Raw genomic sequence first — 13,415 nt, 5'->3', positions numbered from 1 at the left:
CGTTCTCAGGCAGGCGAGCCGGCGCGCAGCGCGGCCAGGGCGGCGCTGGCCGTGGCGCCGATATGCACGAGGAAGTCGGTGCCCATGCTGGAGGTAAAGCGTTCGCTGTCGGGCGAACCGAGCACCAGCAAGCCGAAGGTGCCCGTGGTGTTCGGGGCGCGCAGGGCGATCATGACGGTCGATTCGATCTTGTCGGCCTGCAACCAGTGCACGGCTTCGAAGTCGCGGTTGCTGCCGCAGTACGGTGCTTGCAGGCTGTTGGCGAACATGCGCACGTCGGCCGTGACATCTTCCGTGAACCAGCCATTGGCGTGTTCCGGCAGCACTTGCCACAGGCGCAGGCTGACATAGGGCACGTCGAAATTGCTTTGCAGGGCGTCGACCAGCACGCGCGGCATCTCGGCATCGCTGCGCACTTGCAGCATGGCCTGGTTCCAGCCGTGGAATTTGCTGGCGATGTCGCCATTTTCCTCGGCCAGGCGGCTCAGCTTGGACATGCGCAGTTCGAGCGCCTTGTACTTGTCACGCATCACTTCCATCTGCCGCTCCTGCAGCGAGATGGTGCGTCCCGTCAGCGGGCTGCTCAGCTTGACCTCACCGAGCAGCGCGGTATGCTCTTCGAAGAAAGTCGGATGCTCGCTCAGGTATTGGGCGACGGTGCTGGAATCGAGTGTGGCGGTCATTGAGAATGTCTGTCAGTGAAGGATGAACGCTTCATTCTAACCGAGAGTGCACCGGCATAGGCGCAAAGGGCGGGGCGCCGATGCATTTTCCGCGCGCGCATGAAAAAAGCGGCATGGTTGCCCATGCCGCCTTGCATTCCTTGCTCAGCAGTCACCCGTGAAGGGTGACGTGCGGGGGATTAGAAATTGTGGTGTACGCCGATGCCCACGTAGTTGGTGGTGGTCGATGCATTGTAGTTGCTCGTGTTGGCCGCTTTTTTATTCGAAATGTCTGCGTAGACATACGTGCGTTTCGACAGGTTGTAATCGTAGCCCAGCGAAGCTTGCTTGGTTTTGACGGTGCCATCCGGCGTTTTCTGACCGTAGCCGGCGCGGATCTTACCCGGACCGACGTCATAGTTGGCGCCGATCAGCCATGCCTTGGTATCGGTATTGATGATCTTGTAGTTGCCATCATCCTGATGCTGATACGACGCCATCAGTTTCAATTCCGTGACCGGATTGAACGATGCGGCAACCGACCACAGTTTGGCTTGCACGCCGTTGCGTTCGTAGGCTGCCATGGCGGCAAACTGCGCGTTGGTGTAGGTGCCCGACACCGAGTATGGATTCGACGCTGGCGCAGCGTTTGCCAGCACTGCGTAGTTGCCGCTTGGATTCGCACGTATGGCCACGTTAGCAGGCGTTGGCTGGTTGAGGCCGATGCCGCCGAAGCCATTGGCTTCCTTGGCGGCCACGGTGGCGTTGAACTGGAAGCCGTTGATGACTGGCGAGTTATAGAACACGGCATTCGAGAAGCGGTTTTTCGAATTGCCCGTTGCGCTCAGCGGATCGCTGGTGTAACCGGCGACCGTGATGTCGGTCTGGAAACCTGCTGTCGTAGGCATGCCCGACCATGGTTCGAACGCGGTGCTCGCTTCCTGGAAGGCGGTCAGGCCACGGCCCAGGCGCACGGTACCGAAGTCGCCTTGCAGGCCGACGCGGCTTTGACCCTGGAACAGCGGACGGGAGTTGCCTTCCAGCGTACCCGTATCGGATTCATAGCGAATTTCCAGTTGGAAAATAGCTTTCAAGCCATTGCCCAGATCTTCCGTGCCCTTGAAACCCAGCTTGTTGTTGTCGCGCTTGGTGACGGCGGTGGTCGAACCAGTCGCTTTGCCCAGGCCTGCATCGATCGTGCCGTAGATTTGAACGGACGACTGCGCTTGTGCGGTTGCGGCAAAGGCGCCGAAGAGTGCGAGGGCAACGAGTGATTTTTTCATGTCTTATTCCCTATTAAAAGTGAGTTCCGTCCGAGATCCGAGCAGATTGAAATGCGCTAACGATCGCGTTTCGATGAATGAACCTTAATTCGTCGGCACGCAAGACGTGCGGGATTGGTCAAATATGCGTGAAAAGATTGGTGAAAAGCGTCATAAATCCATGGCCCTGTTGTATTTTTGTAACGCGTGGTTTCTGCCGATCCTGCGCCGATGTCCAGCGTTCTCCCATCGCCACGGTGGCGGCGCCTTGCCATCTTGGCGTGTTTTGGCCTGGAGATTGTTGCGTTGAATCAAGTTCTTAAGCCGGCTGAGTCGGATTTATGACGCAAGGACGTTACACTAAGGGACGGCCTGCACTGATGGGCCCGGAGACGACGCACTATTATTAGAATCATTGACTCAATATCGAGAATCGATGGCAAATCGCGAAACATTAGGATTGATCAAGGGTGCACGCGCCGGCGATGTGGCTTGCCAGCTGGCGTTGGGACGGCTGTATCTGTTCGGACAGGGTGTGCCGCAGAGCTTGCCGACCGCCTTGCACTGGCTGGCGCGGGCGGCCCAGGAGGATAGCCAGGAAGCATGCTTGCTGATTGGCATGCACGTGCCGTTCGAAGTGGCGCAAGCGGCAGCCAGGACGCTGATTCCGTATTACGCGCAAGCGTTCGATGCGGGTCTGGTGCAGGCCGGCCTGGTGCTGGCGCAACTGGTGCTGGGCAACGACGCCAGCAGTTGTGAAACCTTGCGCGCCAAGGCGCGCGTGGCGCTGGACGCCGCCGTGTGTGCCGGTTTGCCCGATGCGCAATGGTTGTTATCCATGCAAGAAGGATCGTCCGCAGCCTCCATGCCGGACACCGGCGTCGCTGGCGAGCATGCGCTTGACGGCGACGCGCCCCTGTACGCCTGGCTGGAGCAGGCCTGGAGCCAGGGCAACCATGCCGGCTTCCTGTCGCAAGGCTTGCCGCTGGCGCGCGAGCTGTTGCAGCGCCAGGCCGCCGCCGGGGCGCGCATGATCGCATTGGACACGCAGCAGGTGCTGTTGCTGTCGCGTTGTGCCCAGGCGATGGCGCCAGGCGGCGATGTCGAGGGCTGGCAATGTTGCGAGCTGGCCGCGCAAGGCGGCGACCGCACGGCGCAGCTGGAGCTGGGACTCGGCTATGCGCGCATGGATGCGCATGGCCAGCGGCTGGCCACGCGCAATGGCGCGGCCAATTTCAAGCGGGCCGTGCGCTGGCTGACGCAGGCTGGCGAACAGGGCCTGGCCGAAGCCTGGTTCGTGCTGTCGCGCATCTATACAAAACCGGAATTTTCCCAGCGCAATGTGGTCGAAGCCCATTCCTGCCTGGAGCGTGCCGCCGACCTGGGGCATGGCCCGGCCCAGCTCGAGTGCGGCATGCATGCCTGGCGCAATCGCCGCGATGGGGGCAACAACGATGTGCGTGCCGCCTATTGGCTGCTGCAGGCGCAGGCGCAAGGCAGCAGTGAAGCGGAGGCGGCGCTGGCGAAGATCGCGCCGCACGGCGAGCCCGGCGACTGGGGCCAGTGCGCCGCCCTGCAGGCCGATGGGCAGCTGCGCCAGCTGGGCCAGAGTCACCCCTTGCTGGCGGCGCGCCTGGAGCTGGCGCGCCGCTTTCATCTGTCGCGTGCCGAGGCGCTGCTGCTCGATCTGCATGCGGCCGACCAGGGGCATTGCCTGCTGATCGATATCAGCGCCACGCATGGGCGCGGCAAGCGGCGCCTGGTATTGATCCGCACGGCGCAGGAGCGCCAGCTGCTCGATCAGGTAGTGCGCCTGTTCGAACGCGTCGATTGCGGCGTGACGGGGCCAGAAGGCAATTACCGGCAACGCCTGTACCGCCTGAAGTGCTACCTGGCCGAGCTGGGTGTCGCGCAGGAGCAGCAGTTCCTGGCGGCATGATGTGAGGCGGCTTGCCGCTTTGACTACAGCTCGATCGTGCCTTCGAACACGGTCACGGCCGGGCCTGTCATCAGGACAGGATGGCCCGGGCCTTGCCACGCGATCGACAGCTCTCCGCCACGCGCGCTGATGCGCACGGGCGAGTCGAGCCGGCCGCGCAGGATGCCGGCCACGGCGGCGGCGCAGGCGCCCGTGCCGCAAGCGAGCGTTTCGCCCGCGCCCCGTTCAAACACGCGCAGTTTCACGTGATGGCGATCGACGATCTGCAGGTAGCCGGCGTTGACGCGGCGGGGAAAGCGCGGATGGTGCTCGATCAGCGGTCCCGATTGTTCCAGGTCTTGCGCGTCGACATCCTCGACCACTTGCACGGCATGTGGGTTGCCCATCGACACGACAGATACCAGCACGGGGGCCGTCTGGCCTGGCAGCGCCAGGTCCAGCGGCCACAAGGTGTCGTCGCCTTCCGTGACACCGTCCAGGCCGTTTGCATCGAACGGTACCAGCACGGGTTCCAGCACGGGCGCACCCATGTCGACCGTGATGCTGCCATCGCGCTCCAGGCGCGGCGCAATGATGCCGGCCATGGTTTCCACGCGGATGCTGTCCTTGCTTGACAAGCCTTTTTCGCTGACGAACTTGACGAAAGCGCGCGCGCCGTTGCCGCATTGTTCGACTTCGCCGCCATCGTTATTGTAGATGCGGTAGCGGAAGTCGCAGCCGGGCAGGCGTGGCTTTTCCACCACCAGGATCTGGTCGGCGCCGATGCCGAAACGGCGGTCGGCCAGGCGCTGCCACTGGGCCGGCGTGAAGTCGATATCTTGATTGATGGCATCGATGACGATGAAGTCATTGCCGGCGCCATGCATCTTGGTAAAGTGGAGTTTCATGTTCTGCCGTATCACTTGTGCTGGTTATAGAACGACGCTTCGCCTTCCGGACGCGTCTTGAAGCGTTTATGCGTCCAGAAATACTCGGCCGGCGCTTCGCGCACGCGCTCTTCGATGAATTCGTTCATGCGGCGCGTGGCGGCCGTGATGTCGTCGCCCGGATAATCGTCCCAGGCCGGGTAATAGGTCACTTTCCAGCCCTGGTAATTGGGCAGGAAGGTGGCGATGACGGGAATCACTTGCGCCTTGGCGGCCAGCGCCAGGCGCGCCGTGGCCGTCAGGGTGGCGGCGGGCACGCCGAAGAAGGGCACGAATTCCGCATCCTTCTCGCCGAAATCCATGTCTGGCAGCATGAAGTAGGGCAAGCCGTCGCGCAGCGCGCGCAAAATCGTCTTGATGCCGTCCTGGCGCGTAAACAGCTTGGGCGGCTTGAAGCGCGAACGGCCGTTGCGCAAGGCCTGGTCGAAGGCGGCATTCTTTTGCTGCACATACATCGATGAAGCGGAAATTTCCATGGCCGTGGCGGCGCCGGCCACGTCGAGGCAGACGAAGTGCGGGCATAGCAAGATGGTGGGCTTGGCGGCGATCTGCTGGCCCGGGAAGGCGGGCACCTTCTTGATCAGGCGGTTCAGGCGCGCTTCCGACGACCACCACAGGATGCTGCGCTCCCACACGCTGCGCGAATAGGCCTGGAAATGCTGGCGCGCCAGGGCCACGCGTTGTTGTTCCGTCAATTCCGGCATGCACAGGCGCAGATTTGTCAGGGCGATCTCGCGCCGCTTGGGCATGGCGATGAACAGCACGCTGCCGACGGCCACGCCGAAGCGGCCGAGGATGGGCAAGGGCAGCCAGTGCAGCAGCCACATGAAGGCGATCAGCAGTCTCATGCCTGCTCCTTGACGGCATCCGGCGTCGCTGGCGTGGGCGGCGGCGCGCCGCGCGGCACCTTGTAGCGGTTGTAGCTCCACAGGTATTGCGCGGGACTGCGCGCGATCAATTGTTCCATGGCGGCATTGATGGTGCGCGCCTGCCCGGCCGAGGTGCTGTCCAGCGACTCGGTGAACGGCACGAAATGCACGACATAGCCGCGTCCGCCCGGCAGGCGTTCGGCGTAGGTGATGATGACTTCGGCGCCGCCCATCTGCGCCAGCTTGGCCGGCAGGGTCATGGTGTAGGCGGGACGGCCGAAGAAATCGGCCCACACGCCTTCGCCCTCTTGTGGCACCTGGTCCGGCAACAGGCCGATGGGCTGGCCTTTTTTGAGGCATTTGGCAAAGATGCGCACGCCCGACATATTAGCCGGCGCCAGCATCAGGTTTTCGCGTGCGCGCGCGCCTTCAATCAGCGGTTTCAGCGCGGCGCGCTTGGGCGGCCGGTACATCACGGTGAGCGGCGTGCGCAGGGCGATTTGCTGGGCGACGATTTCAAAGCAGCCCAGGTGCGGCGTCAGGAAGACGATGCCGCGGCCGTGTTGCAACGCCTTTTCCACCAGTTCCCAGTTTTCCACCGTCGCATGGCGCGCCACGCGCTCGGCTGGCGCGCACCAGATGAAGGGCAATTCCAGTACGCTCTTGCCCGCTTCGGCCACGGCCGTATGCAAGTGTTGCGAAAACCCCGCACCCTGCATGTTCTCGCGCATGCGGCGCCGGTAGGATGGGGATATGGCGTAAATCACCCAGCCGAGCGCAGCGCCCAGGCCATGCAGGACGGGCAGGGGAAAGATGGATAAAAAGCGGAAAATTGGGACTAACATGAATAAGCTGTTTCCAGGAATGGCGGGTTGCTGTGCCAAAATTTTTTAAGAAGCGTAAAATACCACGTATGCAGTAACCGCTGAGTTAATAGACAACTTGCGAAGCGGAATATAAATATCGCTAAAGCGTCGCAGGCAAAATCCTCTTTACTGCGACAGAACATTCACATAGTAATCAGGAGCTTGCAATGTCAAACGACTATCTCTTCACTTCCGAATCCGTTTCCGAAGGCCATCCCGACAAGGTTGCCGATCAAATTTCCGACGCCATCCTTGATGCCATCCTGACCCAGGATCCGACCGCCCGCGTGGCTGCCGAAACCCTGTGCAACACGGGTCTGGTGGTGCTGGCTGGCGAGATTACCACGCACGCCAATGTCGATTATATTCAAGTGGCGCGCGAAACCATCAAACGTATCGGCTACGACAACACGGAATACGGCATCGACTACAAGGGTTGCGCCGTGCTGGTGGCCTATGACAAGCAGTCGCCCGACATCGCGCAAGGCGTGGATGAAGGTGCGGGGATTGACCTGGATCAAGGCGCTGGCGATCAGGGCCTGATGTTTGGCTACGCCTGCGATGAAACGGCCGAGCTGATGCCAGCCGCCATTCATTACGCGCACCGCCTGGTCGAGCGCCAGTCGCAATTGCGCAAGGATGGCCGTCTGCCATGGCTGCGTCCGGATGCAAAATCGCAAGTGACCCTGCGCTACGTCGATGGCCGCCCGGTTGGCGTGCACACCGTCGTGCTGTCGACCCAGCATGCGCCGGAAATCTCGCACAAGCAGATCGAAGAAGCCGTCATCGAAGAAATCATCAAGCCCATCCTGCCGCGCGAATGGCTGACCGAGACCAAATTCCTCGTCAACCCGACGGGCCGTTTCGTCATCGGCGGCCCGCAAGGCGATTGCGGCTTGACCGGGCGCAAGATCATCGTCGATACCTACGGTGGTGCAGCCCCGCACGGCGGCGGCGCGTTCTCGGGCAAGGATCCATCGAAAGTCGACCGTTCCGCAGCATACGCAGCCCGGTACGTGGCGAAAAACATCGTCGCCGCCGGCCTGGCGCGCCAATGCCAGGTGCAGGTCAGCTATGCCATCGGCGTGGCCAAGCCGATCAACATCACCGTCTACACGGAAGGCACGGGCGTGATTCCTGACGCGGAAATCGCCAAACTGGTGCTGGCGCACTTCGACCTGCGTCCAAAAGGCATCGTGCAAATGCTCGACCTGCTGCGTCCGATCTACCAGAAGAGCGCCGCCTATGGCCACTTCGGCCGCGAAGAGCCGGAATTCACGTGGGAGCGCACCGACAAAGTCGCCCTGCTGCGCGACGCCGCCGGCCTGAAGTAATCTAGCCCGCTTGCAAGAAAAGCGCCCCGGCCAGCTGGCCACGGGCGCTTTTTTTATGGGCGGTTGGATGTTGTAACGTAGCAAGTATGGCGAATTTGGCTGGCGCAGCGGCCTTTGCGCTGTTAAAATCCAGTGTCCGAGGAGCGTTGCGACGAAGAAATTCGCCAGGCTCGGAATATCCTGCAACTGCGCTCACGTACCTTTTTCAACTGAAAGGAGGGCGTGATGAACGCCGTACTCAAATCGCAACACGACTACACCATCGCTGATATCACTCTGGCCGCATGGGGCGACAAAGAAATCAAGATTGCTGAAACGGAAATGCCTGGCCTGATGGCCATCCGCGAAGAATTCGCGGCAGCGCAGCCTTTGAAAGGCGCGCGCATCACCGGTTCCATCCACATGACCATCCAGACCGCCGTGCTGATCCAGACCCTGGAAGCATTAGGCGCGCAAGTGCGTTGGGCATCGTGCAACATTTACTCCACGCAAGATCACGCTGCCGCCGCCATCGCTGCCGCCGGCACGGCTGTGTTCGCCGTCAAGGGCGAGTCGCTCGACGACTACTGGGAATACACGCACCGCATCTTCGAATGGCCGAACGCGGACGGCAAGGCTGTCTACTCGAACATGATCCTCGACGATGGCGGCGACGCCACCCTGTTGCTGCACCTGGGCGTGCGCGCGGAAACCGATTTGTCGGTGCTGGCGAATCCGGGTTCGGAAGAAGAAATCTGCATGTTCAACTCGATCAAGCGGCATTTGCTGGTCGATCCGACCTGGTACTCGAAGCGTCTGCCAGAAATCCTGGGCGTGACGGAAGAAACCACCACCGGCGTGCACCGTTTGTATCAAATGCACAAGGAAGGCAAGCTGGCTTTCCCTGCGATCAACGTGAACGATTCCGTCACGAAGTCGAAGTTCGACAACCTGTATGGCTGCCGCGAATCCCTGGTCGACGGCATCAAGCGCGCCACCGACGTGATGATCGCCGGTAAAGTGGCCGTCATCGCCGGTTACGGTGACGTGGGTAAAGGTTCGGCCCAAGCCATGCGCGCCCTGTCGGCGCAAGTATGGGTGACGGAAGTCGATCCGATCTGCGCACTGCAGGCGGCGATGGAAGGCTACCGCGTGGTCACGATGGATTACGCCTGCGAACATGGCGACATCTTCGTGACTTGCACGGGCAACTATCACATCCTCACGCACGATCACCTGACGCGCATGAAAGACCAGGCCATCGTCTGCAACATTGGTCACTTCGACAATGAAATCGATGTTGCTTCGTTGAAGCAATACGAGTGGGAAAATATCAAGCCGCAAGTCGACCACATCATCTTCCCGTCGGGCCGCCGCATCATCCTGCTGGCCGAAGGCCGCCTGGTCAACCTCGGTTGCGGCACGGGCCATCCGTCGTACGTGATGAGCTCGTCGTTCGCCAACCAGACGATCGCCCAGATCGAGCTGTACGCGAACACGGCCAACTACCCGGTCGGCGTGTACACCCTGCCAAAACACCTGGACGAAAAAGTCGCCCGTTTGCAACTCAAAAAGTTGAATGCGCAGCTGACGGAACTGACGCAAGAGCAAGCCGACTACATCGGCGTGCGCACGGAAGGTCCTTATAAACCTGAGCACTACCGTTACTAATCGGTAGTCCGGGGCTGTAACTCACCCTCTGAGGGCCGGCGCCCGCCGCCGGCCTGACCCTACTTTTGACAGGCTAGAGAAATGCGCTTGCTACTGATTTGGTTTATCAATGCGGCAGCCCTGTTTGCCGTCCCTTACCTGATGCACTCGGTGACGATGAGCAGCGGCTGGACCGCGCTGCTGGCCGCTGCCGTGCTGGGGCTGGTCAATGCGCTGATCCGCCCATTGCTGATCTTGCTGACTCTGCCCGTGACATTCCTGTCGCTGGGCCTGTTCATCCTGATCATCAACGGCTTCATGTTCTGGCTGGTGGCGCAGGTGATAGCTGGTTTCCATGTCGCCAGTTTCTGGTCTGCCGTGGGCGGTGCCATTTTGTACAGCATCATTTCCTGGGCCTTGTCGACCTTACTTTTGAGTAATGACGATGGAAAAGCATAACTTCAGTATTGAGTTTTTCCCGCCGAAAACCCCGGAAGGGGCGGAAAAGCTGCGCGCCACGCGTGCAAAGTTATCTGAATTGCATCCGAAGTATTTTTCGGTGACCTTTGGCGCCGGCGGTACCACGCAGCAAGGTACCCTGGACACCGTGCGCGAGATCCTGGCGGCCGGCGAACAAGCCGCGCCCCATCTGTCTTGCGTCGGTGGTTCGCGCGAATCGATCCGCGCCGTGCTGGCCGACTTCAAGGCAGCCGGCGTGAGCCGTATCGTGGCCTTGCGCGGCGATTTGCCCAGCGGCTACGGCGCCTCGGGCGAATTCCGCTACGCCAACGAGCTGGTGGAATTCATCCGCGCCGAGACGGGCGACCATTTCCATATCGAAGTGGCCGCCTATCCGGAAGTGCATCCGCAAGCGCGTTCGCCGCAAGACGACCTGCAGGCGTTCGCGCGCAAGGTACAGGCCGGCGCCGATGCTGCCATCACCCAGTACTTTTACAATGCCGATGCGTATTTCCAGTTTGTCGAGCAGACACAGAAGATGGGCATCAACGTGCCTATCGTGGCCGGCATCATGCCGATCACGAATTACACGCAGCTGATGCGCTTTTCGGACATGTGCGGCGCGGAAATTCCACGCTGGGTGCGTCTGAAACTGGCCAGCTTTGGCGACGACAGCGCGTCCATCAAGGCCTTTGGCCTGGACGTGGTGACGGGCTTGTGCGAGCGTTTGCTGGAAGGCGGCGCACCAGGCTTGCATTTCTATAGCATGAACCAGGCGGCGCCCACGACCGCATTGTGGCAGCGCCTGGTGAAGTAATCCCTCGGGGTTATCGCGTCTGACAGTAAAGATCGCCCTCGGTCATGATGTGATCGAGGGCGATGTCGTATGCGCCGTTGGGAAAACTGGCCGCCAGGCAGGCATAGGCGATGCCCAGGGTGCGCGGCCGCGGCGTGGTCGCCAGGGTGCGGTCGTAATACCCGCCGCCATAACCGAGCCGGTAACGTTGCTCATTAAACCCCAGGCAGGGCACCAGCAGGGTGGCAGGCGCCGGGCGCAGGCGCAACTGGGACGGCACGGCCACGCCCATGCCATCCTTGACCATCGCTACACCGGGCCTCCAGTCGGAAAATGCCAGCGGCGCATGCTTTTCCAGCACCACCGGCAGGCATAATTTCACGCCGCGCGCGGCCAGCTGCGCATACGCGCCGTGCAAGTCCGGCTCGCCATGCAGGGGCCAGTACACGCCCAGTTCACCGATTTTTTCTTGCGCGCACCAGTCCAGCAGGCGCTGCGCGATGGCCGCATCCCACCGTGCGCGCGTGGCATCGGGCAGGGCGCGGCGGGCCGCCAGCAGGGCCTTGCGCAAGCCGGCTTTGTCCTGTGGCGCAATGGGTGGCCGCGTAGCCGGATCGCATGTTATTCTAGGGTCGCTATTCATATCACCATCAAGTTAAGATTGAGAGTCGTACATTGATTTCCCCACTGAAATGGATTGCCGGCACGATGCTGTGTGTTGCATCGGCCCTGTCTCCCCTGGCCGCCCTGGCCCAGGTATCCGCCACCGTCTCTCCTGCCGCACCCGACACGCGCAGCGAGGACGATGCCTTCCTGCTGCTGCGCGACGCCGCGCGCAAGGATGACGTCGAAAAAGTCGACTTTTATGCGGGGCGCCTGACGAATTACCAGATTCCATCGTATGTTGACTATTATCGGCTGAAACCGCGCATCAAACAGCTGACCGAGGCGCAATTTCGCGATTACCTGAACCGCTACAAGGGCAGCGCCATCGCCGACCGTTTCCGCAACGACTGGCTGCTGGAGCTGGGCCGCAAGCGCGACTGGGTCGTGTTTGATGAGCAATATCCGCAATTCGCCCTCGATGACGACACCCAGCTCAAGTGCTACGCGCTGATGTCGCGCGCCGCCAAGGGCCAGAACGTGGCGGCCGAGGCGCGCAATCTGCTCGTCTCGCCGCCCGGCTATGGCGAAGCGTGCGGCAGCCTGATCGCAGTCTTGGCGCAAAACGGCCAGTTCGACACGAATGATCTGTGGGCGCAGATCCGCCTGGCGGGCCAGACGAATGCCACGGGCCCGGCGCGCCGCATTGCGCTGCTGCTGGGTGCATCCGACGCGAAGATGGCGCAAGCCATCGACTTGCCGGCGCTGATGCTGGCCAAGGGACCGGGGCCAAGTCGCGCCGACCACGAGATGTACCTGGTGGCCGTCGGCCGCATGGCGAAAAGCACCCTGAAGCTGGGCGTGGTGGCGCTGCAAAAGGCCAGCGCGCAGCTGACGGCGCAGGAGCAGGCCATCGGCTGGGCCAGCCTGGCCCTGCAGGCATCGTATTCGCTGGCGCCGGAAGCGTTTGAATATTGGCAAAAATCCAATGGCGCGCCATTGACCCAGGAGCAGATGCAGTGGAAAACGCGCATTGCCTTGCGCGAAGGCAACTGGGCCGTGGTGAAGTCGTCCATCCAGGCCATGCCGGCCTCCCTGCGCACGGACCCCACCTGGGTCTACTGGATGGCGCGCGCACAACAGGCGGAAACGCCGGGTCGCCCGAATGCACAGGCCGACACCCTGTATCGCACGATTTCCGAGCAGTCCAATTTCTACGGCTTGCTGGCCAATGAAGAGCTGGGCAACCATTTGGTCTTGCCGCCGCCGGGCCAGCCCGTCACGCCTGCGGAAATTGCCGCCATGGCCGCCAATCCGGGCTTGCAGCGCGCCTTGAAATTTTTCAACATGCGCTTGCGCTTCGAAGGCACGCGCGAGTGGAACTGGGAATTGCGCTCAATGACGGATCGCCAGCATCTGGCGGCGGCGGAATTTGCGCGCCAGAACAATGTGCTCGACCGCATGGTCAATACCTCGGACCGCACGCGCCTGGAAGTGGACTATACGCAGCGCTACCCGACGCCGCACGACGACGTCATGCATCCGGCCACGCAAACGCTGGGCCTGGATAAAGCCTGGGTGTATGGCTTGATCCGCCAGGAATCGCGCTTCATCATGGATGCGCAGTCGCATGTGGGCGCCTCTGGCCTGATGCAGGTGATGCCATCGACGGCCCGCTACGTGGCCAAGAAGATCGGCCTCACCGATTTCGTCACGGAAACGTTGAGCGATGTGCGCACCAACGTCTTGCTGGGCACAAATTACCTGAATATGGTGCTCGGTGGCCTCGATGGTTCGCAAGTGCTGGCCAGCGCCGCCTACAACGCGGGGCCGGGGCGCTTGCGCATCTGGCGCGCCACCATGACGCGTCCGCTGGAAGGCGCCGTCTTCGCCGAAACGATTCCGTACACGGAGACGCGCGGCTACGTGAAAAACGTGATGGCCAACGCCACCTATTACGCGGCCCTGTTCGAGAAGCGCCCGCAATCGCTGAAAGCGCGCCTGGGTACCGTGGGACCGAAAAACAGCGCCATCGCGGCCGATTTGCCGTAACCCAATGAATTGATACCC

At 61.6% G+C, this 13,415-nt stretch carries 12 protein-coding genes and 1 riboswitch; of the genes, 6 read left to right on the top strand and 6 right to left on the bottom strand.

The genetic code is table 11. The annotated features are described in order from the left end of the window. Positions 1 to 5: 5 nt before the first annotated feature. Complete coding sequence (locus tag ACQ4WN_RS10430) at positions 6 to 683, bottom strand: DUF484 family protein (RefSeq protein ID WP_436551475.1); 678 nt, start codon at positions 681 to 683, stop codon at positions 6 to 8. A 179-nt stretch (positions 684 to 862) separates the two neighbouring features. Then, the gene (locus ACQ4WN_RS10425; protein WP_436551474.1) at positions 863 to 1,945 is read right to left on the bottom strand and encodes a porin; all 1,083 of its coding nucleotides are present in this window, start codon (positions 1,943 to 1,945) and stop codon (positions 863 to 865) included. A gap of 415 nt (positions 1,946 to 2,360) precedes the next feature. Here ACQ4WN_RS10425 and ACQ4WN_RS10420 point away from each other — a divergent pair, with 415 nt between their 5' ends. After that, positions 2,361 to 3,863 carry a tetratricopeptide repeat protein gene (locus ACQ4WN_RS10420; protein ID WP_436551473.1) on the top strand — a complete coding sequence of 501 codons (1,503 nt, stop codon included), beginning with the start codon at positions 2,361 to 2,363 and terminating at the stop codon, positions 3,861 to 3,863. Positions 3,864 to 3,886: 23 nt separating this feature from the next. Here the strand turns inward: ACQ4WN_RS10420 and dapF are convergent, their stop codons facing one another. From dapF to ACQ4WN_RS10405, 3 genes are read right to left on the bottom strand one after another with little or no spacing between them, the layout of a single operon-like run. Next, positions 3,887 to 4,750, bottom strand: coding sequence for a diaminopimelate epimerase (dapF, locus tag ACQ4WN_RS10415; RefSeq protein WP_436551472.1), 864 nt, complete (start codon positions 4,748 to 4,750; stop codon positions 3,887 to 3,889). Positions 4,751 to 4,761: 11 nt separating this feature from the next. Further along, positions 4,762 to 5,637: an LpxL/LpxP family acyltransferase gene (locus tag ACQ4WN_RS10410; RefSeq protein WP_436551471.1), complete on the bottom strand. Its 876-nt coding sequence runs from the start codon at positions 5,635 to 5,637 to the stop codon at positions 4,762 to 4,764. Continuing rightward, entirely contained in the window at positions 5,634 to 6,503 is an 870-nt protein-coding gene (locus tag ACQ4WN_RS10405) for a lysophospholipid acyltransferase family protein (RefSeq protein WP_436551470.1), read from the bottom strand. The genes ACQ4WN_RS10410 and ACQ4WN_RS10405 overlap by 4 nt, the downstream gene beginning before the upstream one ends. A gap of 188 nt (positions 6,504 to 6,691) precedes the next feature. Between ACQ4WN_RS10405 and metK the strand changes: the two genes are divergently transcribed. The 4 genes from metK (at position 6,692) to metF (ending at position 10,763) form a co-directional block, all read left to right on the top strand. Beyond that, positions 6,692 to 7,858 carry a methionine adenosyltransferase gene (gene metK, locus ACQ4WN_RS10400; RefSeq protein WP_101483530.1) on the top strand — a complete coding sequence of 389 codons (1,167 nt, stop codon included), beginning with the start codon at positions 6,692 to 6,694 and terminating at the stop codon, positions 7,856 to 7,858. Positions 7,859 to 7,990: 132 nt separating this feature from the next. Beyond that, positions 7,991 to 8,059, top strand: a riboswitch (S-adenosyl-L-homocysteine riboswitch). A 24-nt stretch (positions 8,060 to 8,083) separates the two neighbouring features. Further along, positions 8,084 to 9,508, top strand: coding sequence for an adenosylhomocysteinase (gene ahcY, locus ACQ4WN_RS10395; protein ID WP_436551469.1), 1,425 nt, complete (start codon positions 8,084 to 8,086; stop codon positions 9,506 to 9,508). Positions 9,509 to 9,589: 81 nt separating this feature from the next. Next, positions 9,590 to 9,946 carry a phage holin family protein gene (locus ACQ4WN_RS10390; RefSeq protein ID WP_436551468.1) on the top strand — a complete coding sequence of 119 codons (357 nt, stop codon included), beginning with the start codon at positions 9,590 to 9,592 and terminating at the stop codon, positions 9,944 to 9,946. Beyond that, positions 9,933 to 10,763, top strand: a complete 831-nt coding sequence (gene metF, locus ACQ4WN_RS10385; protein ID WP_436551467.1) for a methylenetetrahydrofolate reductase [NAD(P)H] — start codon at positions 9,933 to 9,935, stop codon at positions 10,761 to 10,763. The genes ACQ4WN_RS10390 and metF overlap by 14 nt, the downstream gene beginning before the upstream one ends. A gap of 10 nt (positions 10,764 to 10,773) precedes the next feature. On the opposite strand, the gene ACQ4WN_RS10380 is transcribed toward metF, so the two are convergent. Further along, positions 10,774 to 11,385, bottom strand: a complete 612-nt coding sequence (locus ACQ4WN_RS10380; protein WP_436551466.1) for a 5-formyltetrahydrofolate cyclo-ligase — start codon at positions 11,383 to 11,385, stop codon at positions 10,774 to 10,776. 65 nt (positions 11,386 to 11,450) lie between these two features. Here ACQ4WN_RS10380 and ACQ4WN_RS10375 point away from each other — a divergent pair, with 65 nt between their 5' ends. Beyond that, a complete protein-coding gene (locus ACQ4WN_RS10375) occupies positions 11,451 to 13,397 on the top strand; it encodes a lytic transglycosylase domain-containing protein (RefSeq protein WP_436551465.1) in 1,947 nt (648 codons plus the stop codon). Positions 13,398 to 13,415 lie beyond the last annotated feature (18 nt).

This window comes from Janthinobacterium pasteuri (assembly GCF_051380775.1).
GTDB lineage: Bacteria > Pseudomonadota > Gammaproteobacteria > Burkholderiales > Burkholderiaceae_D > Janthinobacterium.
The sequence above is the reverse complement of the archived record's forward strand: the minus strand, read 5'-3'. Positions and strand labels throughout refer to the sequence as shown.

What these genes read in the sequence shown, in the direction of transcription:
- ACQ4WN_RS10430 (WP_436551475.1), bottom strand. Translation starts at nt 683, where the DNA reads ATGACCGCCACACTCGATTCCAGCACCGTCGCCCAATACCTGAGCGAG.
- ACQ4WN_RS10425 (WP_436551474.1), bottom strand. Translation starts at nt 1,945, where the DNA reads ATGAAAAAATCACTCGTTGCCCTCGCACTCTTCGGCGCCTTTGCCGCA.
- ACQ4WN_RS10420 (WP_436551473.1), top strand. Translation starts at nt 2,361, where the DNA reads ATGGCAAATCGCGAAACATTAGGATTGATCAAGGGTGCACGCGCCGGC.
- dapF (WP_436551472.1), bottom strand. Translation starts at nt 4,750, where the DNA reads ATGAAACTCCACTTTACCAAGATGCATGGCGCCGGCAATGACTTCATC.
- ACQ4WN_RS10410 (WP_436551471.1), bottom strand. Translation starts at nt 5,637, where the DNA reads ATGAGACTGCTGATCGCCTTCATGTGGCTGCTGCACTGGCTGCCCTTG.
- ACQ4WN_RS10405 (WP_436551470.1), bottom strand. Translation starts at nt 6,503, where the DNA reads ATGTTAGTCCCAATTTTCCGCTTTTTATCCATCTTTCCCCTGCCCGTC.
- metK (WP_101483530.1), top strand. Translation starts at nt 6,692, where the DNA reads ATGTCAAACGACTATCTCTTCACTTCCGAATCCGTTTCCGAAGGCCAT.
- ahcY (WP_436551469.1), top strand. Translation starts at nt 8,084, where the DNA reads ATGAACGCCGTACTCAAATCGCAACACGACTACACCATCGCTGATATC.
- ACQ4WN_RS10390 (WP_436551468.1), top strand. Translation starts at nt 9,590, where the DNA reads ATGCGCTTGCTACTGATTTGGTTTATCAATGCGGCAGCCCTGTTTGCC.
- metF (WP_436551467.1), top strand. Translation starts at nt 9,933, where the DNA reads ATGGAAAAGCATAACTTCAGTATTGAGTTTTTCCCGCCGAAAACCCCG.
- ACQ4WN_RS10380 (WP_436551466.1), bottom strand. Translation starts at nt 11,385, where the DNA reads ATGAATAGCGACCCTAGAATAACATGCGATCCGGCTACGCGGCCACCC.
- ACQ4WN_RS10375 (WP_436551465.1), top strand. Translation starts at nt 11,451, where the DNA reads ATGCTGTGTGTTGCATCGGCCCTGTCTCCCCTGGCCGCCCTGGCCCAG.